The organism is Arsukibacterium sp. (assembly GCF_018402695.1).
Classification (GTDB): Bacteria; Pseudomonadota; Gammaproteobacteria; order Enterobacterales; family Alteromonadaceae; genus Alishewanella.
On sequence record NZ_JAGYIM010000019.1, the window covers coordinates 578,016 to 600,857 of the forward strand.

17 protein-coding genes and 3 tRNA genes are annotated in these 22,842 nt (G+C 49.9%); 4 read left to right on the forward strand and 16 right to left on the reverse strand.

The window, feature by feature from the left end; all coding sequences use genetic code 11:
- Window positions 1-6: 6 nt before the first annotated feature.
- The 12 genes from oadA to KG631_RS14280 form a co-directional block, all read right to left on the reverse strand.
- The gene (gene oadA / locus KG631_RS14225; protein WP_214000339.1) at window positions 7-1,788 is read right to left on the reverse strand and encodes a sodium-extruding oxaloacetate decarboxylase subunit alpha; all 1,782 of its coding nucleotides are present in this window, start codon (window positions 1,786-1,788) and stop codon (window positions 7-9) included.
- Between the two features lie 12 nt (window positions 1,789-1,800).
- A complete protein-coding gene (locus KG631_RS14230) occupies window positions 1,801-2,043 on the reverse strand; it encodes an OadG family transporter subunit (protein ID WP_214000340.1) in 243 nt (80 codons plus the stop codon).
- Between the two features lie 235 nt (window positions 2,044-2,278).
- Window positions 2,279-2,845, reverse strand: coding sequence for an ABC-type transport auxiliary lipoprotein family protein (locus tag KG631_RS14235; RefSeq protein ID WP_214000341.1), 567 nt, complete (start codon window positions 2,843-2,845; stop codon window positions 2,279-2,281).
- Window positions 2,842-4,515, reverse strand: coding sequence for an intermembrane transport protein PqiB (gene pqiB, locus KG631_RS14240; protein WP_214000342.1), 1,674 nt, complete (start codon window positions 4,513-4,515; stop codon window positions 2,842-2,844). The genes KG631_RS14235 and pqiB overlap by 4 nt, the downstream gene beginning before the upstream one ends.
- A complete protein-coding gene (locus tag KG631_RS14245) occupies window positions 4,512-5,843 on the reverse strand; it encodes a PqiA/YebS family transporter subunit (RefSeq protein WP_214000343.1) in 1,332 nt (443 codons plus the stop codon). Before KG631_RS14245 ends, pqiB begins: the two co-directional genes overlap by 4 nt.
- A 200-nt stretch (window positions 5,844-6,043) precedes the next feature.
- Window positions 6,044-6,120: transfer RNA gene (locus KG631_RS14250), tRNA-Arg, on the reverse strand.
- A gap of 41 nt (window positions 6,121-6,161) precedes the next feature.
- Window positions 6,162-6,238: transfer RNA gene (locus KG631_RS14255), tRNA-Arg, on the reverse strand.
- A 13-nt stretch (window positions 6,239-6,251) separates the two neighbouring features.
- A tRNA-Ser gene (locus tag KG631_RS14260) sits at window positions 6,252-6,341 on the reverse strand.
- 160 nt (window positions 6,342-6,501) lie between these two features.
- Complete coding sequence (csrA, locus tag KG631_RS14265; protein ID WP_097111610.1) at window positions 6,502-6,702, reverse strand: carbon storage regulator CsrA; 201 nt, start codon at window positions 6,700-6,702, stop codon at window positions 6,502-6,504.
- Between the two features lie 244 nt (window positions 6,703-6,946).
- Complete coding sequence (gene alaS / locus KG631_RS14270; protein ID WP_214000344.1) at window positions 6,947-9,574, reverse strand: alanine--tRNA ligase; 2,628 nt, start codon at window positions 9,572-9,574, stop codon at window positions 6,947-6,949.
- Between the two features lie 4 nt (window positions 9,575-9,578).
- Window positions 9,579-10,046, reverse strand: a complete 468-nt coding sequence (locus KG631_RS14275; RefSeq protein WP_214000345.1) for a regulatory protein RecX — start codon at window positions 10,044-10,046, stop codon at window positions 9,579-9,581.
- Window positions 10,047-10,048: 2 nt separating this feature from the next.
- Entirely contained in the window at window positions 10,049-10,795 is a 747-nt protein-coding gene (locus KG631_RS14280) for a hypothetical protein (RefSeq protein ID WP_301003823.1), read from the reverse strand.
- Between the two features lie 193 nt (window positions 10,796-10,988).
- Between KG631_RS14280 and KG631_RS14285 the strand changes: the two genes are divergently transcribed.
- Window positions 10,989-11,495: a TIGR00645 family protein gene (locus KG631_RS14285; protein WP_214000347.1), complete on the forward strand. Its 507-nt coding sequence runs from the start codon at window positions 10,989-10,991 to the stop codon at window positions 11,493-11,495.
- Here the strand turns inward: KG631_RS14285 and KG631_RS14290 are convergent.
- Window positions 11,492-12,253, reverse strand: a complete 762-nt coding sequence (locus KG631_RS14290) for a transporter substrate-binding domain-containing protein (RefSeq protein WP_214000348.1) — start codon at window positions 12,251-12,253, stop codon at window positions 11,492-11,494. The two genes, KG631_RS14285 and KG631_RS14290, sit on opposite strands and share 4 nt — an antisense overlap.
- Window positions 12,254-12,531: 278 nt before the next feature.
- Here KG631_RS14290 and KG631_RS14295 point away from each other — a divergent pair, with 278 nt between their 5' ends.
- Complete coding sequence (locus tag KG631_RS14295; RefSeq protein ID WP_301003824.1) at window positions 12,532-16,065, forward strand: hybrid sensor histidine kinase/response regulator; 3,534 nt, start codon at window positions 12,532-12,534, stop codon at window positions 16,063-16,065.
- Here the strand turns inward: KG631_RS14295 and metH are convergent.
- Genes metH through metA form a run of 3 tightly spaced genes read right to left on the reverse strand, consistent with a single transcriptional unit; the run spans window position 16,062 to window position 20,711 of the window.
- Window positions 16,062-18,683, reverse strand: a complete 2,622-nt coding sequence (gene metH, locus KG631_RS14300) for a methionine synthase (protein WP_214000350.1) — start codon at window positions 18,681-18,683, stop codon at window positions 16,062-16,064. The two genes, KG631_RS14295 and metH, sit on opposite strands and share 4 nt — an antisense overlap.
- Window positions 18,683-19,747 (reverse strand): homocysteine S-methyltransferase family protein, encoded by a 1,065-nt coding sequence (locus KG631_RS14305; protein WP_214000351.1) that lies wholly within the window; start codon window positions 19,745-19,747, stop codon window positions 18,683-18,685. The genes metH and KG631_RS14305 overlap by 1 nt, the downstream gene beginning before the upstream one ends.
- 37 nt (window positions 19,748-19,784) lie before the next feature.
- Window positions 19,785-20,711, reverse strand: coding sequence for a homoserine O-succinyltransferase (metA, locus tag KG631_RS14310; protein ID WP_214000352.1), 927 nt, complete (start codon window positions 20,709-20,711; stop codon window positions 19,785-19,787).
- Between the two features lie 189 nt (window positions 20,712-20,900).
- Between metA and KG631_RS14315 the strand changes: the two genes are divergently transcribed.
- Window positions 20,901-21,884 (forward strand): FAD:protein FMN transferase, encoded by a 984-nt coding sequence (locus tag KG631_RS14315; RefSeq protein ID WP_365869118.1) that lies wholly within the window; start codon window positions 20,901-20,903, stop codon window positions 21,882-21,884.
- A 138-nt stretch (window positions 21,885-22,022) separates the two neighbouring features.
- Window positions 22,023-22,835: a transporter substrate-binding domain-containing protein gene (locus KG631_RS14320; protein WP_214000353.1), complete on the forward strand. Its 813-nt coding sequence runs from the start codon at window positions 22,023-22,025 to the stop codon at window positions 22,833-22,835.
- Window positions 22,836-22,842 lie beyond the last annotated feature (7 nt).

The following is a 22,842-nucleotide window of genomic DNA, read 5'->3' on the forward strand; positions in this document are numbered from 1 at the left end:
GTCGTACTACTCAAAACTAATCAGTACGTCACCGGTACTGACCGCATCACCCGCCGCAATATGAATGTTGGCGATAGTACCATCAGCAACGGCCCGTACCTCAGTTTCCATTTTCATGGCTTCCATAATTATGACCACGTCGCCCCGTTTTACTGTTGCACCTACCTTGGTGGTAATTTTCCAGATATTACCGGCCAGTGGTGCGTTTAACGTTGCCCCACCGGTTACCGAGGCACTGCCCGGGATATTTTCTGATACAACCGGCTTTATACTGTTAAGCTCACCGCTGGGCGCTACTTCAACTTCATAGGCTTTTCCATCTACCCGCACACTATAAGCAACAGGGCCGCTGGTTGGTGTTCTGGTTTTTGTTTTTGCCGTTGAGCTTTCATCTTCATTGTCATCAGGAGCCGGCTCAAACGCAGCAGGATTATTGCGGTTTTTCAGAAATTTTAGCCCGACCTGTGGAAATAATGCATACGTCAGTACATCGTCGATGGTGTCTTTTGCTAAATCAATTGATTCTGACTTAGCAATATCCAGCAATTCACTGTTCAACTTTTCCAGTTCAGGTTCCAGTAAGTCAGCTGGCCGGCAGGTTATCGGTTCGGCGCCATTCAGCACTTTTTGCTGTAGTTCGCTATTTACCGGGGCAGGCGTAGCGCCGTATTCACCTTTTAAGACACCGGCAGTTTCCTTGGTAATGCTTTTATAGCGCTCACCGGTCAATATATTCAGCACTGCCTGGGTGCCAACGATTTGCGATGTTGGAGTAACCAGCGGTAAAAAGCCTAAATCCTCCCGCACCCGTGGTATTTCTTTTAACACCTCATCCAGCTTATCAAGGGCACCCTGCTCTTTAAGCTGACTTTCCATATTGGTTAACATGCCACCAGGCACCTGGGCCAGTAAAATACGGGCATCAACACCTTTAAGTGAGCCTTCAAACCGGGCATATTTTTTCCGAACATCCCGGAAGTATGCGGCTATTTCAGCTAATAGTTCCAGATTTAAACCCGTATCACGTTCTGTGCCTTCAGTTATCGCCACCATGGTTTCAGTCGCACTATGACCATAGGTCATGCTCATTGACGAAATGGCGGTATCGAGCATGTCAATGCCGGCATCAATCGATTTCTGATAAGTCGCGGTACTCAGGCCGGTGGTGGCGTGGCATTGCATTGCCAGCGGAATATTGGTCGCTTCTTTAATCCGGGTAACCAATTCTTCCGCCACATAAGGCTTGAGCAAACCTGCCATATCTTTGATAAAAATGGAGTCACAACCCATATCTTCCAGTTGCCGGGCCATATCAACCCACATATCAATGGTGTGCACCGGGCTGACGGTATACGAAATGGTACCCTGAGCATGGGCTCCAACACTAATTGCCGCCTGCACTGCAGTCTGCAGGTTGCGAATATCATTCATTGCATCAAAAATGCGGAAGACATCAACACCATTAACATGGGCGCGCTCGACAAAGGCTTTTACTACATCGTCGGCATAATGGCGGTATCCAAGTAGATTCTGACCACGCAGCAACATTTGTTGTTTAGTGTTTGGCATAGCCTTTTTTAACTCGCGAATGCGGTGCCACGGATCTTCACCGAGATAACGAATACAGGAGTCAAAGGTCGCCCCGCCCCAGGATTCCATCGACCAGTAGCCAACCTGATCAAGCTTACCGGCAATAGGCAGCATATCTTCCAGACGCAGGCGGGTTGCCAGTAATGACTGATGCGCGTCACGCAACACTAACTCAGTTAATAACAAAGGCTTCGTCATGCCAGCTTCCTCTTATTTATGTTGTTGGCGATACTGGTGCACTGCCGCACTGATTGCCGCTACTACGGCAGGCGAGACACCATTTGCTACCGTGTCTGCTTTATTAGCGGTATCGGTAGCTTTCAATGGCGCATAGCGCCGTAACAAGCTACTCATCACCGTCATTAATAACACCAGTAATAATAAAAACGTAAACACACTTACCATGCCGATCAGCATTAATGTCGCCGACTCGAGCAATAAATCAGACACCATTGGTGTGTTCTCCCTTAGTTGCCTGTGTTTTCAGACATTCAGTGTTTCATGACAATAAAACCAATGCAAACAGCATAGTTTACCCATCGCGCCGCTGCCGTGTTTATTCAGGCATTATGGAGGGTCGTGCGCTGGCTGAATAATAAAACTGAGTGATGGCAGCCATTTCGCTGGCGAATCACAGAAGACTTTTTAACGTCTAGCCGTCCAGAAAGATAACGTGAAGCGTTATTAATTACAAGTCCTGCTGGTTAATATCCGCAATCAGTGCGGTTATTAATTGCTGCCAGCCTAAGCTCAGCGCACTAACCAGCGCCGGATAACCATCGGCAGTCAGTGGTTGTTGATAGTTGAAGGCATGGCTGGACTGCTCACTCCCTGAGCTCAAGGTATAATGACCACTGATAATGGCCACACCATTTGCCTGAGCATGAAAACGATCGATAGTCAGCTGTAGTTTAAGATCGGCCGCTGTATGCATTGGCGCCAGTTGAAATGCTGACGAGCTGGCCTGTATCTGTTCGGTTAGCAGGCGGTACAGTTGCTGATCCAGCGCATCTGCCCACAGGTGGCGACTGGCAATAACCAATTCAACGTCAGAGCGTTCCATCACCAGGCCCGCACCATTTAAATAGTTGGCGACCTTAACCGGCTGAAGTTGGATGCGCTTGCCGCTCACGACCTGGTCAACCTGATTTTGCTGTTCCGGCAGCGGCATGGTCAGCTGGTAATAGCTCACCGGCATTGGGCTGCTGCATGCAGTTAAGCCTATAAACAGGGCAAATGACAATAACAACTTCATAATCTGGCTTTCCGTGGTTCAGGTTCAGGTTTATCACTGGCATTAAATATTAATGAATTACTTTGCTGGTTCAGCGTTTTTATAACCGGCTGTAATTCTCTTAATACCTGCTCCAATGCCTGTAGGTTGGCGCCGACACTGCTATAGGCTTCTGCTTCCGGGCTAAAGCCCTGTAAGGTACTACGTAATTGCTGCAAACTGAGCTGAATATCTGCCGGGAGCTGTTGTAATTGCGGCTGGTCGATTAACGTTTGCATACTTGACATCAATTGTTGGGCGTTTCGCATTACTTCGTTGGTTGCAGCAAGCGTTTCCTCCCCCTGAGCCAGCATTGATTCAACCGGTAAATTATTGATTTTATCCAATGCCATCAACAGTTTTTGTTCCATATTGCTAAAACCACTGCGTGCCGACGGCATTGCCGGGTAGCCTACCGAAGTACTTAATTGGCGCTGCTCATCAAACAGCTGTTGCAAGGCGCTGTCTTCGCGCCAGCTGCTATTAATATCGAGGTCTATATATAATGCGCCGGTAATCAGATTTCCGGTTTTTAACACTGCATGCAGACCCTCTTCAATAGCTTGTTGTAACTCCGTATCTAACTGGGTCAGGTTTAACTTCTCATACAGCCGCGCCGACTCAATTCTGATTAAGACCGGGACCCCCTGTTGCAAGGAGACTTCAAAGGGCTTTTCGATGGCAAAGAAAAACGGTACCGTGGCAACAGTTCCTACCCGCACACCGCGATATTCAACCGGCGCCCCCGCTTTCAGGCCACGTACAGACTCATCAAAAAATACCAGATACTCGATGTACTGACTGTATAACCCTTCCTGAATACTTTGTTTATCAGGGAATAACTGAAATTCGGTACCATCGGCGGCTTGCTCACCTGCCGGCCAGCCGTCCATTAAATCAAAACTGACGCCACCAGTTAACAACGTAGTCGCCGAGCCAATATCGACACTTAAACCCTCGGCCGATAAATCAAAAGCCAGCCCACTGCTTAGCCAGAAGCGGACATTATCAGTAACCAGTTCGTCATAGGGTTCGCGGATAAACAGCTGAAAATGTGTTCGCCGCTCTGAAACGTTAAAATCACTTAATTCAACCGTCCCCACTTCGTAGCCCCGGTATAGCACCGGATCGCCCACCGCCAGGCCGGTGGTATCGGCCGAGTTCAGGTTAACTCTGACCCCCGGCGCATCGGCCGGGGCAACAGGCGGAGAATTTAATAAAGGATGGCTAAGTTGGGTTTCACCGTTATCACCTGGCTGTAGTTCAATATATACGCCAGACAACAGGGTATCGAGCCCGGTAACGCCGCCGCGTCCAATCTGTGGCTTTACCACCCAGAATTGTGAACCGGCGTTTAAAAGTGGCGTCATATTGGGTTTCATCCGGGCCTGAATTAACACTTCGGTTAAGTCATCACTTAGTTCAACCGACACCACCTGACCGACATCGACGCTGCGATTCTTTATCTGGGTTTTGCCAGCAACAATGCCCTCAGCATCCTCTGCAACCAACAGCAGCATAACCCCCTGATTCTGAAAGTGACTGAAAAGCATCCACAGACCAATTAATACTGCCGCTATCGGTACAACCCAAATGGGTGACCATTGTTTAATCACCCTGACATTCGCTTTAACCTGTGCCGATTCTGTCACGTTGATATTCCCTCTGCTGTGCGATATTGATATGGTTTGGCTGCTTCAGATTTCTGGTTATCCCACAGCAATCGCGGATCGAAACTAACTGCGGCCAGCATAGTGGTAATCACAACTGCAGCAAACAGCACAGCAGCAATACCCGGGTAAACGCTGGCCAGCAGGCCAAACCGCACCAGCGCAGCCATAAAAGCAACCACCAACACATCCACCATTGACCAGCGCCCCACCCAGTCAACCAACCGGTAAACATTGCCGCTGTATTTACCAGCAACTTGTCTGGGCGTGCTTGCCAGATAACACAACCAGAACATTACTACAATTTTGACAATCGGAATAACCACGCTGGCCAGGAAAATAATGATTGCAACCGGATACTCGCCATCCTGCCACATTAAAATAAAGCCACTGATAATTGTTGAGTCTGTCACCTCACCAAAAGACACCGTACGCATAATGGGCAACACATTGGCCGGTATATAAAGCACACAGGCAGTAACCAGCAAGGCCAGCGTTTTCTGCAAACTAGCGGGTATCCGGCTGTTTACTTTGGTATGGCAACGGCTGCACTGTCGTTGCTGCAACGGCAGCACAGCTGTACAACAATGGCATAATTTTAATTGCTGATCCAAGCCGCTCTTACCTGCGCTGAAGTTTGTTGCCGGTTGCGGACTGGGCGCGATGCTAGCCCACAACGCATGACGATCCAGCACCTGAAAGGTTCGCAAATGCAGTAAACAGAACAAACAGAACGCCCAGAAACTCATGCCCAGCGATATTTCCGCGGTAGCGACCAGTTTGACAAAACTGATCAATAAGCCCATCAGAAAAATATCCACCATACTCCAGGGTTTAAGCATGTAAAGCACCCTGGCCACCCAAATCCGGGCCGGTAACTGGTATCGCATACCAATTTTCAGGTAAATAATGGCCAACATACAAAAGGCCGGCACTGCCTGAATAAATAACCAGATCAGAATGGCCAGCACCTGCTGATACTCAGTGAATAGCACCGCCGAGGTATCAAAAAAATGGATTTCACTGCGATTACCGGCAATTGCCATACTGACAAAGGGAAACAAATTGGCCAGTACTAACATCAACAACGCCGAGGCCGCATATAAGGCAGGTCGCATTACCGGGTTATGCTGCCTTGCATCTAACTGATGCTGACAGCGCAGACAATGCGCCTCCTCGCCGGGCGCCAACGGCGGCAAATACTGCAACAAATCACAGTGCGGACACAATACCAGCTCGTCAGCAGCGGTGTTGCTATTCGGTGCAGAGCCGTTAGTTTGCGTGGCTGAAGTGTTGGCAGTTGTATTCACGGGATACCCTAAGCTGCGGTTCAAAGGCAAAAGGTTTTACTAAGTTACCTTTTCTAAAAAGTCATCTTTTATACAAAGTTACCTTATATAATCAGCAGTATATATCAGTTTGAAGATAAGCCGGTGCTGAACAGCAAAGAAAAAATTTGAATGAAAGCAAAAACCCGCTATGGTGTTAACCGTAGCGGGTTCTTCGTAGATGGTGGACGCAGGAGGATTCGAACCTCCGACCGCTCGGTTCGTAGCCGAGTACTCTATCCAGCTGAGCTATGCGTCCATGGGGTACTGCTTCGTATGACTTATCCAGAATTTTATAGATGGTGGACGCAGGAGGATTCGAACCTCCGACCGCTCGGTTCGTAGCCGAGTACTCTATCCAGCTGAGCTATGCGTCCGCTCTATAAAAAATGGCGGAGAAAGAGGGATTCGAACCCTCGATAGAGTTTCCCCTATACACCCTTAGCAGGGGTGCGCCTTCAGCCACTCGGCCATTTCTCCGCTCTGTGTTGCGGCGTGTATATTAATGTCTCAGGAAAATAAGTCAAACAATTTTTAGGACAGTAAAGTCTGTTTGCCGACCTTTTAAACAATTCGTTCAATATTTACCGGCTATTGGTTAAAACAGGTAATTGGGTAACCAGCATCCTGCCGGTTATTTTTAGTCGGCTTCGTTGAAACCGCCACCAGAGGTATCTTTCTCAGCCTGGATCCGCATATAAATTTCTTCGCGATGAACAGACACTTCTTTTGGTGCGTTAACACCAATCCGAACCTGATTTCCTTTTACCCCTAATACGGTCACAGTGACTTCGTCACCGATCATCAGAGTCTCACCAACCCGACGGGTAAGAATTAGCATTCGCTTGCTCCTTTTCCTTGCAATTACAGTGACATTTCACCGTTGTTTTCGATAAAACGCCGTATAGTAACTCAGCTGGCCCCTGCTTGAAAAGCCAACATCTGATATTTATAAAACGCGCCGAACTATTACCTGGACAGTGTAGCAACTTTGTCACTGAACCGGGCAGTTTCGCGACATAACCCGCCTTAAAAACGGCGAACCGACGTCTGCGTTAGCTTTACGCCGATACCGTTCATTACGATCAGCTATTCAGCTTGTCGCTGATATGCTGCAGCGCATTATTAAGTACCGCAGGCAGAGCACTGCCATCGGTACCGCCAGCCTGAGCCATATCAGGCCGGCCGCCGCCTTTACCACCAAGCTGCTGTGCAGCCCAGGCGACCAATTGTCCGGCATGAACCTTGCCGGTCAGCTCACTACTGACGCCGGCAATTAAACTAACTTTAGCATCATTCACCGTCGCCAGCAGAATAACCGCCGGGCTAAGTTTATTCTTCAGCTCATCCAGCATCGTTCTTAAACTTTTCGGATCAGCCTGTTCAACAGCACTGATTAACACATTAACCCCGACAACCTGCTGCACCTGGCTTTCCAGCGACGAACCGGCCTGACTGGCTAACTTGGCTTTTAACTGTTCAACGTCTTTCTCCAGCGCACGGCTTTTATCCAGTGCTTGCTGTACTTTTTCTGCCAGGCTGAACAGATCACCTTTTAACATAGCCGCGGCCTGTGCGGCCTGTTGCTCAAGCTGCTGCATATACTGCAGGGCGCCATTGCCACTGACTGCTTCTATCCGGCGGATACCTGAGGCGATGCCGGCTTCGGCGACAATTTTAAACATACCAATATCACCGGTGCGGTTAACATGAGTACCACCACACAGCTCAATCGAGAAATCCCCCATCGACAGCACCCGGACCTCTTCGTCGTATTTTTCACCGAATAATGCCATTGCGCCGGCTGCTTTTGCTTGTTCAATCGGCATTAAACGAGTTTGCAGTGCATTGTTCAGCTGAATTTGCTGGTTAACCAGTAATTCAATTTGCCGCAACTCATCTGCCTTCACAGCCTCAAAATGGCTGAAGTCAAACCTTAAACGCTCAGGGCCAACTAATGAGCCTTTCTGGGTTACATGCGAACCTAACACCTGGCGCAGCGCTGCATGCAACAAGTGGGTAGCTGAATGGTTCTGCTTTATTGCTGCGCGCCGCTCACTATCAATTCTGGCCGCTACTTTATCGCCCACCCTGAAATCAGCTGTTGCCTCGCCCTGATGAGCAAAGGCTTTGCCTAATTTAATGGTGTCTGCCACTTCAAACTCGCCACCTGTTGCCAGCAACAACTTGCCGCTGTCGCCCATCTGGCCACCGGACTCCGCATAAAACGGTGTTTTATCCAATACCACCAGGCCACTGGCACCTGCAGCCAAAGTTTCCACCGCTTTGCCGTCGCTGAAAATTTCGACCACCGTCGCATCACCAAATTCATGGTCGTAGCCGGTAAAAGCGGTTTGCTGGTGTGAGCTTAGCGTTGCATTGTAATCTGCACCAAAATTTGAGGCCTGCTGCGCCCGTTTGCGTTGGGCCGCCATGGCTGCCTCAAAACCGGCCTGGTCAATCGTCAGGTTGCGCTCGCGCGCCACATCGTTGGTTAAATCGACCGGGAAGCCATAGGTGTCGTACAGCTTAAAGACTACATCACCCGGAATAACACTGCCGGTTAAACCCGCCAGTTCGTCATCCAGAATAGCCAGGCCGCGTTCCAGGGTTTTGCCAAACTGCTCTTCTTCCAGCCGCAGGGCTTTTTCAATCACCGCTTGTTTTTCTGCCAGCTCAGGATAGGCTTCGCCCATCTGAGTTACTAAAGCACTGACCAACTTATAGAAAAACGCCCCTTTTGCGCCCAGTTTATTACCGTGACGTACCGCCCGGCGAATAATCCGGCGCAACACATAACCACGGCCTTCATTCGCCGGTAACACACCATCGACAATTAAAAATGCGCAACTGCGAATATGATCACTGACCACCCGCAGGGATTTGTCTGATAAGTCAGTAGCACCGGTGATCTCAGCAGCCGCTTTAATCAGGGCAGCAAAGGTATCTATTTCATAGTTGCTGTGCACGCCCTGTAAAATAGCAGCAATCCGCTCCAGGCCCATGCCGGTATCGATACTCGGCTTAGCCAAAGGCTGCATTTCACCGCTTGCCTGGCGGTTAAACTGCATAAAAACGATGTTCCAAATTTCAATAAAGCGATCACCGTCTTCTTCTGCAGAGCCCGGCGGGCCACCCCAGATATGTTCACCATGATCATAAAAAATTTCGGTGCAGGGCCCGCAGGGTCCGGTATCGCCCATCGCCCAGAAATTATCAGACGCATAAGGTGCGCCTTTGTTGTCACCAATCCGGACAATGCGCTCAGCGGGCACCCCAATTTCATTCAGCCAGATATCGTAAGCTTCATCATCTGTGGCATAGACCGTTACCAGTAGTTTTTCTTTTGGCAGCTTTACCACTTCGGTTAAAAACTGCCAGGCATAGCCAATCGCTTCGCGTTTAAAATAATCGCCAAAACTAAAATTACCCAGCATTTCAAAAAAGGTGTGATGGCGTGCTGTGTAGCCAACATTTTCTAAATCGTTATGTTTACCGCCCGCCCGGACACAGCGCTGAGCAGAGACCGCCCGGCTATAACTGCGCTTATCCTGCCCCAGAAACACGTCCTTAAACTGCACCATCCCGGCGTTAGTAAACAATAAGGTGGCATCGTTACCGGGAATCAGCGAACTGCTGGCGACTACCTGATGTTGTTTACTGGCGAAATAATCAAAAAAAGCCTGCCTGATCTTGGCCGAAGTCATCGTCATGAAACTATCCTGTCCGGTTGGGTTGGTTCGTTAATTCAGTAAAGACCGCCTTAATTTGCTCGCTGCTGAAACCACGTCGTTGCAAAAAGGCCATCCGTTTCGTTTTATCTTTAAAATCTGTTATCGGGCTGTCACCATATTTCTTCTGATATGCGGCATTGGCCAGCGCCCACCAATCGATTGCCAACGCATTCACACAGTCATTGAGCTGCCCGGCACTGATTTTTTGCGCCCGGCACTCCTGTAGCAAGTAGTTGTAGCCATACCCCTGACGTGTTCTGCTGCGTACCAGCATACTTAAAAAACGGCTGTCATCAAGATACTGCTGAGCTTTACACCAGTTAATCACCGCTGCCAACTGCTCAGGTGACGCGCCTTTCTGCCGCAGTTTCTGGCTTAACTGCGCCTCGCTGTAATCGCGCCGGCTAAGCCAGTTTAATGCGCTTTTTTTCAGCTCAGCGAGTTCCGCCATTACTACACCTCTAACACACCGTCATCAGACGGTTTAACCTGCAGGGCGAACACATCGTTAAATGACAAAAAGAACGCAATATTAAGTAGTGGTAACACCACCACTAAGCCGATAAAAAAAGTGGGCAGCGTTAGCAGTACCAGTACTGTACTCAGTAACCCGAACAGCATTAGTGCGGTGACATTGCGCCAGCTGGCAATAAAACTGGTTTGCAGTACCACCAGAAAACGCTGCTCTTTTAAAAAGTAAGCAATGGCGACTGCATAAGCAAACAACATAAACACCAGCGCAAACAGTGCTACCATTAACAATATTTGTAATATAACAGTCGTTTCAACACCGCTTTCGGCTGCTACTGCCACAGACATGGTCTGAAATAACTGTTGATGAAAACTGACCAGTGGCGTTAGCAATAAAAATTTCAGGGCACCAATCGTTAGCAGTATCCTGCGACAGGGTGGCTCCGCTAATGGCTGAAACAACCAGTCAATGGCAATTTTCTGCTGTTGCTGCGCACCCACTACCGCTTTATAAAAGCCAGCGGTTAAAAACGGGTTCAGAAAAATCCAGACAACGGCCGTCAGTTGATTAAGCTGCAACAGGAAACTAATACCTGCAGTTAGCAAAAACATCGCGATAAACACCAGTGGCGCCTGTTTAAACAGTTGCCAGGCAACTGTCAGCCACTGCAGTGAGGCCGTCGGCCTGACCCGCCTGATAATCAGTTTCAGTTGAAACGGCTTTTCCACAGTTACCTCTTGCCTGCACCTGCAGCTGTTGCTGCCGTTAAAGCCCGCTATCATACTGCAAAATCAATTAAATTAAGAGAGCGCAGGTAAAACTTCAGTTGTCAGCGCAAAAAAAGTCCGAATGGCGGGTTTCAGGCTTGCTTTGCGGCAGTGGGACCGCATAATAGCAACATCATAAAAGTGAGGCTGTCATATGGAAAAGTTTGTTGAAAATCTTATTTATTCTGCCCGTTGGATTATGGCGCCTATTTATCTTGGGCTCAGTCTGGCGTTAATCGCGTTGGCAATTAAGTTTTTTCAGGAAATCATTCATATCATTCCTATTATATTCAGCATGAAAGAAGTTGAGCTGATTTTGGTGGTGTTGTCGTTAATCGATATTGCGCTGGTGGGTGGTCTGCTGGTGATGGTGATGTTTTCCGGCTACGAGAACTTTGTCTCACGACTCGATCTGGAAGGAAATGAAGATAAATTAAGCTGGTTGGGTAAGCTGGATTCAGGCTCTCTTAAAAACAAAGTTGCGGCCTCTATCGTGGCAATCTCTTCTATCCATCTGCTGAAAGTGTTTATGAATACCGAAGTTATCGCCAACGACAAAATAAAATGGTACCTGCTTATTCACATTACCTTTGTGCTATCTGCATTCGCTATGGGCTACCTGGATAAGCTGTTGCGTGACGATAAAGTTAAATCACTCTAAGGTTCGTGACATAACAAGTTATGCCGCAATGTCTGGTTTTCCTCACCGAAATATTTGCGTTGTAAGCGTTGATACCAGCTGTCCAGCATGACACTAAGTAGCGCCCGGTCAAAGGCGCGTTGCATAGCTGCATCACGAAATGCCGCCCGATAAAGCGTGCTATTGAATAGCGGGTGAGTCACCAGATCTTCAACACTGTCTTGCTGTAACCGGTAGTGGTTAAAAATATTGCGGTCCATAACCACCACCTGCACCCGGCGCGACAGCAACATTTTCAGCTGTGCCTGCTGGTCAACGGTTTCCCGGTAATCGGTAGAAATTCTGGCCATATCGGTATAGTCCGGCCCCAGCACGGTTCGGGCATTTTGAAACGCCAACACTGAATACCGGCCCAAATCACTGCTATGGCTAATAACCAGTTCGTCATCAGCTCGGCTAACGGCAATATTCTGATAACGGATATAAGGGTTGGAATAAAACAGGCCTGTTTCATCACTGCTGACTGGCTGTAAGCTGGCAATGTCGCCCTCACCTTGCAGCAGCAAAGGCTTAATCCGGGCATTTGGCACAAATATGAAGACCGGCTCATAACCCATCCGGTTAACCACTTCTGCCAGCAGTTCCACTTCATAGCCCGAAATATTAGCGGTATTTATATAAGGTGGCTTGTGCTGGCCTACCAACACGGTCAATGGTGCTGCCGTTACCACAGCACTGGTTATCAGCAACAACAAACTGGCTAGCCAACTTTGCCACATAGGTCTCATCCTCACCCCTTATTTTATTCAGCATAACGGTTTTTCGACAAACTGACAGAAAATTTATTAACATTTTCAGGCTAAAGTCCCAAGTTTCACCCGCTTAAGGCTATTACCTTGAGCAGGGCAATCTGAATACTTGGCGTCGCTGGCTGCAGCGGGTAAGATAGTCTGTTCGTCAGTCTGCCGGCGACGGCAAAGAAATGGAGTTCATTGTGTCCGACGTTAATCTGTCTCGCTGCCACAGACATGGGTTGCTGCGCATTACGCTGCTTATTATGACTGTTATTGCGTTGCAACTGCCTGCCTTGGCAGCAACTTTTGAACATGGCATGCCCTTGCTGCATAACCTGAAACCAAAAGATTATCATGCCGGCACTCAAAACTGGGCATTGCTGCAGGACCAACGTGGTGTGCTGTATGTCGGCAATAATGTTGGTGTACTGGAATACGATGGGCAAAGCTGGCGAACGCTGCAAACCAGTAATAAATCAGTTGCCCGCTCCCTGGCTTTAGCCGCTGATGGCCGGGTATATGTCGGTGCCAAAGGGGATATTGGCTATATTGACCACAGCGATGGCCAATCCCGCTTTCAATCGCTGCTGCATCTGGTCCCTGAAAGTTTTCGGGACTTTCGCGATGTCAGACAAACCTTTGTCAGTGACGACAGCGTTTATTTTACCAGCCGTGATTATGTATTTCGGCTGCGCGATGAAAAAATAGATGTCTGGCGCAGTAACAGTAGCTTTTTAAAAGCATTTTGGGTTAATCAGCAGCTTTACATCCGGGAGGAAGGTACAGGCTTACTGGTACTGCAGCAGGATAATTTTCAATTAGTCCCCGGCGGCGAGCATTTTGCCAATGAAAGTCTGTTTGTACTTGAGCCGTTCGACGACAGCACCTTACTGGCAGGCAGCCGGGAAACGGGTTTGTACCTGATTAGCCCCAACGGCGTGACGCGTTTTCTTACGGCATATGATCAGCAAATCAACGAGGCTGTGCTTTATAGCGGCCTGACCCTGAATAATGGCGATATCGCGCTGGGTACCGTACAAAACGGCGTGTTTATTCTGAACAAGCAGGGCAAACTGGTAGGTCACTACAACCGCAATTCCGGCTTGCTCGACCAGAATGTCCGCGCCTTATATCAGGATCATCAAGGCGGTCTCTGGCTGGGGCTGGATCATGGCCTGTCCCGGATCGCTTTGAATTCGGCTATCACCGCCCATCATGGTGCCAGTGGTCTGGCCGGCAACGTACTTGCACTGACCCGCTATCAACAGCAACTCTACGCTGGTACCAGCCTGGGGTTATTCAGGTTAGTCTCCCGGGAAGACGGTACTGGTCATTTTATCCGGGTAGCCCCCCTGCAAAAACAAACCTGGGGCTTTGCCGAGTTCGACCAGCATTTATTGATTGCCAATAATGAAGGGGTGTACCAGCTGGCAGATGAAAAGGTCGAACTTGTTCGCCCCTCAAACCTGGCCAGCAAGATTTTGCAGGTATCAAGCCTCGATCCGAGCCGGGTTTATGTTGGCTTGCAGGATGGCCTGGCAACGATGCGCTATATTGATGGCCAGTGGCAGGACGAAGGCCGGGTGCCGGGGGTTGAAGGTAACTTAAACAGTATTGTCGAACTGGCTGATGGCCAGCTCTGGCTTGGTACCCTGGCCCATGGGGTCTACCGGCTGCAACTCCCGGCTTCCTGGCAGGGTGGCGCATCGGTGCCGCTGGCGATAAAACGGTTTACCAAAGAGCAGGGACTGCCCAGCCTTAACAGAAACACCGTCCATCTGTTTAATGAAAAACTGATTATCGCCTCGGTGAGCGGTATCCTCAGCTATAACGCTGCTTTACAGCAATTTGATCAGGCCAGTGCTTTTAACGCCCTGTTCAGTGGCGAGCAACCCTGGGTGCGTAACCCAACCATCGACCCGCAAGGCCGGGTCTGGATGCTGTTGTGGGATAACGTTAATGGTAAACGCTCAGCGGGCGTAGCCAAACCCGATGCTAACGGCCAGTATCACTGGCAAGGCAGTGCCTTGCAGCCGTTGGCGGACATTCCGCTCGACACTATCCTGGTTGAGCTCCCCCTGGTCTGGTTTGGTGGTGCTGAGGGCATCTTCCGTTTCGCCGATGATCAGTACCAGCAACATCAGCCGAAACCCCCATTACTGCGTAAAATGCTGAACGACCAGCAGCCAATTTATGCTGGTGGTGAATTACCCGAATTAATTCAACTTAACAGCGAGCAACGAAACCTGCGCTTTCAGTTCAGTAGCCCTAATTACAATCCACTGCAGCCCGACCAGTTGCAAGTACGCCTGCTGGGCCACGACGATGACTGGTCCAGCTGGCGGCACGAACATTATCGGGACTACACCAATTTAAAAAGTGGCCGCTATCAATTTCAGCTCAGAGCGAAAAGTGTCACGGGCCAGGTAAGCGTTGCAGATAGTCTGCATTTTCAGATAGCCAGCCCCTGGTACTGGCATTGGAGCATGCTGTTAAGTTATCTGGTGCTGGCGATGGCATTGCTTTTTCTGTTACACCGCTGGCGGATGCACAGTGCCATTGTTGAACAACAGCGCCTGACTGAGCAAGTCAATATACGTACCGAACATCTCGAACAAGCAATGCAACAACTCCAACAGGCCCGGCAAACAGCAGAAGACGCTAATATGGCCAAAGCGCAATTTCTGGCGAATATGAGCCATGAATTACGCACCCCCCTTAATGCCGTGCTCGGCTTCGCTGAACTGGCTGAAGCCACACCTGCAATAACCCAGAAACAGCACTATCTGCAGAAAATCCGCGCTGCCGGGAAAATTCTGCTGAGTATTATCAATGATATTCTGGACTTCTCAAAAATTGAGGCTGGCAAACTGCAACTGGAACAAACAGATTTTTCACTGCGCGAGACGCTAAGCCAGGTCGAGGACTTATTCAGCAACCAGATTACCGCGAAGGGCCTGAGTTATCAACGGCTGCTGCCGAGCGACATTGCTGACTGGCGCTGTGGCGATCCACTGCGTTTAAGTCAGGTATTAATGAACCTGCTAAGCAATGCGATTAAGTTTACAGACCAAGGCAGCATCCGCTTACAAATCACAGCGCCCAATGACGGACAATTACATTTCGCGATAACCGATACCGGTATTGGCATCAGTGCGGCCGCACAAGCCCAGTTATTTCAGCCATTTCAGCAAGCAGATAATTCGGTTAGTCGCAAATATGGCGGTACCGGCCTGGGCCTGACGATTTGTCAGCGACTGTTACAACTAATGGACTCTGAACTTAAGCTAACCAGCCAGCCTGGCGAGGGCAGTACCTTTAGTTTTAGCGTGACCCTGCCAGTCGCCAACAGTAGCCAGTCAGCCCGGCCAGCACAGCCATCGGAAGCGCCTGAGCCAGTTAGCGAAGCGCCCGCAGAACCTGCCACCGAACATGCTCAGATCCTGGTGATTGATGATAATTATTTTAATCAGAACCTGCTGAAACTGATGCTGGAAAAACTGGATTATCAGGCACATGTGGTTAGCAGTGGCCAGCTAGCGCTGGACTGGCTGCAACAACATCAGCCAGCACTTATTTTGCTGGATATTGAAATGCCTGAGATGGACGGCTTTGCCACCCTGCAGGCAGTGCGTCAGCAGCCCAGGTTGAACGGGATACCGGTTGTCGCCCTGACCGCCCATCACTCTGCTGAGCTGCTAAGCCGGATCCGACACAGCGGCTTTACCGACATCCTGACCAAACCCGTTGAGCTGGCGGGGCTGGCCGCCAAACTGCAACAGGTATTAGGCCATTAACGAATATTGGGAGCCAGCCAGCTTTCAGCCTCAGCGCGGCTCCAGCCTTTTTTGCTGGCATAGTCTGTTAGTTGATCTTCCCCTATTTTACTGACCGCAAAGTATTTGCTGTCGGGGTGGCCAAAGTACCAGCCACTTACCGCGGCGCCCGGCCACATGGCGTAACTTTCGGTAAGGGTGATACCGGTTTGTGCGTCGACATCCAGCAGCTGCCACAGGGTGCCTTTTTCGGTGTGCTCCGGGCAGGCCGGATAACCCGGGGCTGGCCTTATGCCCTGGTACAACTCGCGAATAAGCTGCTCGTTAGTAAGCGCCTCATCGGCGGCATAGCCCCAGTATTCGCGCCGTACTTTTAAATGCAGGTATTCGGCTAAGGCTTCAGCTAAACGGTCGGCCAGCGCTTTAACCATAATGCTGTTGTAGTCATCATGCTCGGCAGCAAATTTAGCAGCGAACTCATCGGCACCAAAGCCGGTGCTGACAGCAAAGCCGCCGATATAATCTTTGACACCGCTGCTTCTCGGGGCAATAAAGTCAGCCAGGCTGCAATTGGGCGCATTGTTGCGCAGTTGCAGTTGCTGGCGCAGGTTATATAAACGGGCTTGTTCGACCTGCCGTGTCTCATCGGTGTACACCACGATATCGTCACCGTCGCTATTGGCCGGAAATAACCCAAACACCGCTTTACCTTTAACATGGCCGTCGTTAATCATGCTATCGAGCATGGCATTGGCGTCCTTAAACAGCTTACGTGCTTCCATGCCCACTTCGGCATGGTTTAAAATGGCCGGGTATTTGCCGGATAACTGCCAGGTTAAAAAGAACGGTGTCCAGTCAATATACTCACGCAGAATATTCAGGTCGACATCCTGCCATAAGTGCACGCCGGGTTGTTTCGGCGCTGGCGCAACCTTGGTTAAATCAAGTTTAAACTTGTTAGCTTTCGCCTCATTTAAACTCAGTAACTTTTCCCCTGGCCGGCTACGGGCATGTTGTTCACGCGCGACTTCATACTCGCCTTTAACCCGGGCCAAATAACCGGCTTTACTGTCCGGGGTAATAAGGGATTGCACCACCGAGACACTGCGCGAGGCATTGGGGACATACACCACACCATTGGCGTAGTTGGGCTCAATTTTTACTGCGGTGTGTGCCTTAGAGGTAGTGGCACCACCAATTAACAGCGGCTGGGTAAAGCCTAAGCGGGTCATCTCTTTGGCGACATGGACCATTTCATCCAGCGACGGGGTGATAAGGCCAGATAAGCCGATGACATCGACATCGCGCTCTTTCGCTACACGCAACAACTCAGCGCACGGCACCATCACGCCCAAATCAATTACTTCAAAGTTATTACACTGCAGCACGACGCCAACGATGTTTTTGCCAATATCGTGCACATCACCTTTTACCGTGGCTAGCAACACCTTACCCTGGGCCCGGCCCCCCTCTTTTTCTAGCTCAATATAGGGCTGTAAATAAGCGACAGCTTTTTTCATTACCCGGGCAGACTTCACCACCTGCGGCAAAAACATTTTTCCTTCGCCGAATAAATCCCCTACTACATTCATGCCATCCATCAGCGGCCCTTCAATCACGTGTAGTGGTTTCTCCGCTTGTTGGCGTGCTTCTTCGGTGTCGATATCAATAAAGTCGGTAATGCCCTTTACTAAGGCATGTTCTAAGCGCTTATTCACTGGCAGGCTGCGCCAGGCATCATCGATTTTTTCCGCTACACTGCCATCGCCTTTAAACTGGGCGGCAATTTCCAGTAAACGCTCGGTCGCATCGTCCCGCCGGTTCAGAATAACGTCTTCGACCCGTTCTTTTAACAGCGGCGGAATATCGTCATATACCGTTAGCTGGCCGGCATTAACAATGCCCATATCCATACCAGCAGCTATTGCATGGTACAAAAATACCGAGTGGATAGCCTCGCGCACCGCATCATTACCGCGAAACGAGAACGACACATTTGATACACCGCCGGAGATTTTGGCATGCGGGCACAAGCGTTTGATCTCGCGGGTGGCTTCAATAAAGTCGACCGCATAGTTGTTGTGCTCTTCAATGCCGGTGGCGACCGCAAAAATGTTCGGGTCAAAAATAATGTCTTGCGGCGGAAAGCCAATTTGTTCAGTAAGGATTTTATAAGCACGCTGGCAAATTTCGACCTTGCGGGTTTTGGTATCAGCTTGGCCCTGCTCGTCAAAGGCCATTACCACTACGGCGGCACCATAACGGCGTAGTAACTGTGCCTGGTGTAAAAACGGCGCTTCGCCTTCTTTTAGCGAAATAGAGTTCACCACCGCCTTACCCTGAATACATTTCAGCGCCGCTTCAATCACTTCCCATTTCGAGGAGTCGACCATGATCGGCACCCGCGAAATGTCCGGCTCTGATGCCAGCAAACTTAAATAACGCACCATGGCGGCCTTGCTATCGAGCATGGCCTCATCCATGTTGATATCGATAATTTGCGCGCCATTCTCGACCTGCTGGCGCGCGACATCAAGCGCGGCTTCATAGTCGCCGTTTAAAATCAGTTTTTTAAACCTGGCTGAGCCGGTGACGTTAGTCCGCTCGCCTACATTGATAAATCGGGCCTGTTGTTGCATTACCACTCCACAGAAAAGGCTTCAAGGCCAGCTAAATGAAAACTATGGCTGGCTGCTTTGGGCTGGCGCGGCGGCGCAGCTTTTACCGCATCGGCAATGGCTTTAATATGCTCTGGCGTGGTGCCGCAGCAGCCGCCAACAATATTGAGAAAGCCCTGCGCTGCCCAATCGGCAATTTCTGCTGCCATCTCTTCGGCGCCTAAATCATATTCGCCAAATTCATTGGGCAGGCCGGCATTCGGGTGTACCGACACATAGGCCTCTGACACGCCGGACAGGGTTTCGACATAGGGCCGCAGTAAATCCGGACCCAGGGCGCAGTTCAGGCCAAAACATACCGGCTCTATATGGGCCAGGCTATGGTAAAAGGCTTCGGTGGTCTGGCCGGATAAGGTACGGCCGGACGCATCGGTGATGGTGCCGGAAATCATTACCGGCAGTTTAAAGCCCACTTCGTCAAACACCTGCAGCACGGCAAAGGCCGCTGCCTTGGCATTTAGCGTATCGAAAATGGTTTCCAGCATAATAATATCGGCGCCGCCCGCAATTAAGGCGTGAGTAGACTCGGTGTAAGCGTTCACCAGCTCATCAAAGCTGACATTGCGAAAACCCGGGTCATTCACATCGGGCGATATCGAGGCGGTGCGGTTAGTTGGTCCCAGTACCCCGGCCACAAAGCGCGGTTTATGCGGCTCCAGCGCGGTGACTTCATCACAGACTTTACGCGCTACTGCCGCCGCCTCAAAGTTAATCCGGGCCGACAAACCCTCCATCTGGTAATCCGCCATGGCGATAGTGGTGGCGTTAAAGCTATTGGTTTCAACAATATCGGCACCAGCCAGCAGGTACTGGCGATGAATATTGGCAATTAACTGTGGTTGGCTCAGCACCAGTAAATCGTTATTACCTTTGACATCACACGGCCAGTCCGCAAATTCGTTGCCACGATAATCGGCCTCTTCCAGCTGATGCTGCTGGATCATGGTGCCCATGGCGCCATCCAGAATAAAAATGCGCTCTGCCAGTAATTGTCGAAAATGCTCAGGCGTCAGTCTTGCTGTCATAAAATACTCTTATTACTCTTTATTTTGGGGCGGCTGCTTATACGGTCTGGCCAATCTGATTCAGTTCAAATGGCGTGGCCTGATACACATAATAATTCAGCCAGTTGCTGAACAGCAAAAACGCATGGCTTTGCCACAATTTTTGCGGCCCCTGTAAGGGATCGTTATTCCGGTAGTAGTTTTCCGGCAGCTTAGCTGCAGCGCCGGCAGCAACATCACGCTGATACTCTTCATCCAGCGTGGTTAAGTCATATTCCGGGTGGCCAGTGACAAACACCCGGCTGCCGCTGCTGTTTTGCAATAAATAAGCGCCGGTGACATCAGCTTCGGCCAGTATATGTAAGTCGTCATGTTGCTGGTATTTTTGTTTCGGTACCTGGGCATAACGCGAATGGGGGACTAAAAATTCATCATCAAAACCACGCACCAACGGGCACAGCGGCTGAGTCACCTGCTGCCAGTACACACCAGAGAGTTTTTCACCGCGAATTTCCCGCTGCAAGCCATAGTACTGATACAAGGCGGCATGGGCCGCCCAGCATAAAAATAAGGTCGAGGTCACGTTATTGTCGGCCCAGCGCAAAATGTCACCAAACTGATTCCAGTACGTCACATCCTCATAATCGACCAGTCCCAGCGGCGCGCCGGTAATAATTAAGCCATCGTACTTTTGCTGCTGTACCTCAGAGAAATAACGGTAAAAGCAGTTTAAATGGCTCGGCGGCGTGTTTTTACTGACATGATCATCAATTCGCAGCAAATCAACATCTACCTGTAGCGGGCTGTTAGCCAGTAAGCGCAGCAACTGCACCTCAGTAGCAATTTTATTCGGCATCAGGTTTAAAATGGCAATTTTCAGCGGCCGGATATCCTGCGACTGCGCCCGGCTCTCGGTCATTACAAACACATTTTCTGCCGACAAAGCTTCTACCGCCGGCAACTGATCGATCACTTTAATAGGCATAGCCACACCCGGTTAACTGACATAACGGCTATGGTGCGCAAAACCGGCATCAAAGTCAACTTCCATACGTTTAGATGGCCAAATAAGGCGATAATACCAAGCTCAATCAACAAACGTAGCGTAAACCAGATTGAGTAAAGCAGCCGCCTCTGCAACAATGTTCTCACCTACACATGAAATGGTACCATCGTGATTTTCAATATTTCTGCCTTACGTACTGGCCTGATTAGTTTGCTGCTGTCCCTAGCCCTGATCTCGCCGGTTAAGGCCCAGTGGCAGCGCCTGCCGTTTCAGACCATGGGCACTCAGGCCTATGTTGAGCTTTGGACTGAAGATAACAATCTGGGTAAAGACTTGCTGCTTGCCGTGCAGAACGAATTTGAGCGGATTAACCAACTGATGAGCCCCTATATCGACAGCAGTGAGCTGAGCCTGCTAAACCTTGAAGCGGCAAATGGCCCGGTTACTATCAGCGCAGAACTTTACCAGCTGTTACAGCAAGCTGAGCAGTTGGCGAAGCTGAGTGACGGTGCTTTTGATATAAGCTTTGCATCGGTAGGTTTTAATTATGATTACCGGCAAAATATTAAACCCAGTGCGGAGCAACTGAATACCCAGCGCTCACTTATCAATTACCGGCATATTCAGTTGCTGGCAGATAATCAGGTTAAATTTGCCCGGCCCGGGGTAAAAATTGATTTAGGCGGCATTGCCAAAGGCTACGCAGTGGAGCAAGCCATTGGCTTGCTGGCTGATCAAGGCATTAAACATGCGCTGGTAACCGCCGGCGGGGATACCCGCTTACTCGGCGATAAACGCGGCCGGCCCTGGCAGGTTGCCATTAAACACCCACGCAAAAGCGACGATATCGTCGCGCAGTTGCCATTAACCAATAGTGCTATCAGCACCTCAGGTGATTATGAACGTTTTTTCATTGAAGATGGCGTTCGCTATCATCACATTCTGGACCCCAAAAGCGGCCAGAGCCCGTCGGGCTTGATGAGCGTTACGGTACTGGGACCGGACGCGACCCGCACTGATGCGCTGTCGACTACGTTATTTGTGATGGGGCTGGAGCGGGGTATGGCCTTTATTGAGCAACAAGCTGAGTTTGAAGCGATTTTTATCAGCAGCGAACATCAGCTTTATTTTTCATCCGGTTTAGCGCAATAAGCTTTAGCACAACATAGCGCTGCCTGAATTAGCAGTATCCTGACGGCAAAAAGCGCTCTATACTGGCGCTACTGCTGAAAATTTGAACAACTAATGCACCAGCAGCCTTATTGGGATAATAATTAAAATGGGAACCCGATGCTCAGAACTGTGTTAAGCACCATTGTTATACTCGGTGTGCTGTCAGCCATCCTGCTGCCACAGGCAATGGCTTGCACCCTGCGACTGGGCGTGGAAACGCATTTTCCACCCCATATTATTCAGACTGAAAAGGGCTGGAGTGGCCTTAGTGTTGAACTGGCAAAGCGCCTGGCCAGAGAAGTAAGCTGCGACATTACTCTGGTTGAAAGCCCCTGGCTGCGGGCTATGCGCCAAATTGATAAAGGCGAGCTGGATATTGTCAGTCATCTGACGTTTAGTCCGGAGCGCCAACAACGCTTTGCCTTTATTGGGCCGCACCATCTGGAACAAATTTATCTGGTGGCCGATCCTGCCGCCATTCCAGCGTTAACCTCTGTCGAGCAACTGGCCAATGAGATTGATCTTACCGCTATTGCCATGCTGGATGGTGCTTACTATGGCGAGGAATTTGCCAGGTTACAGGCGTTGCCCGGGCTGCGCAGGCAACTGGTGTATATCAACAATAACCTGGATAAAATGGCGCTGCTGAATGCCGGCAGGGTTAATGCCGTGCTGGAAGATTTATCGGTACTGCGCTACTGGCAAACCGACGATAGCAACACCTCAATGCGCTACCAGCCGCTGCTACCGATCCATAAAGGCCCGGTGTATTTTGGGTTTAATAAAAAAACTCTGTCGGCTGCACAGCTAAAGCAACTTGATAGTGCCTGGCAAAAACTTCACGTAAGCGGCGAGTTGGCAGCCATTGTTGCCCATTATCAGCATGTTGATAATGAACTTGAGATACCGCCACCCCAACCGCATTTGTAAACCATTG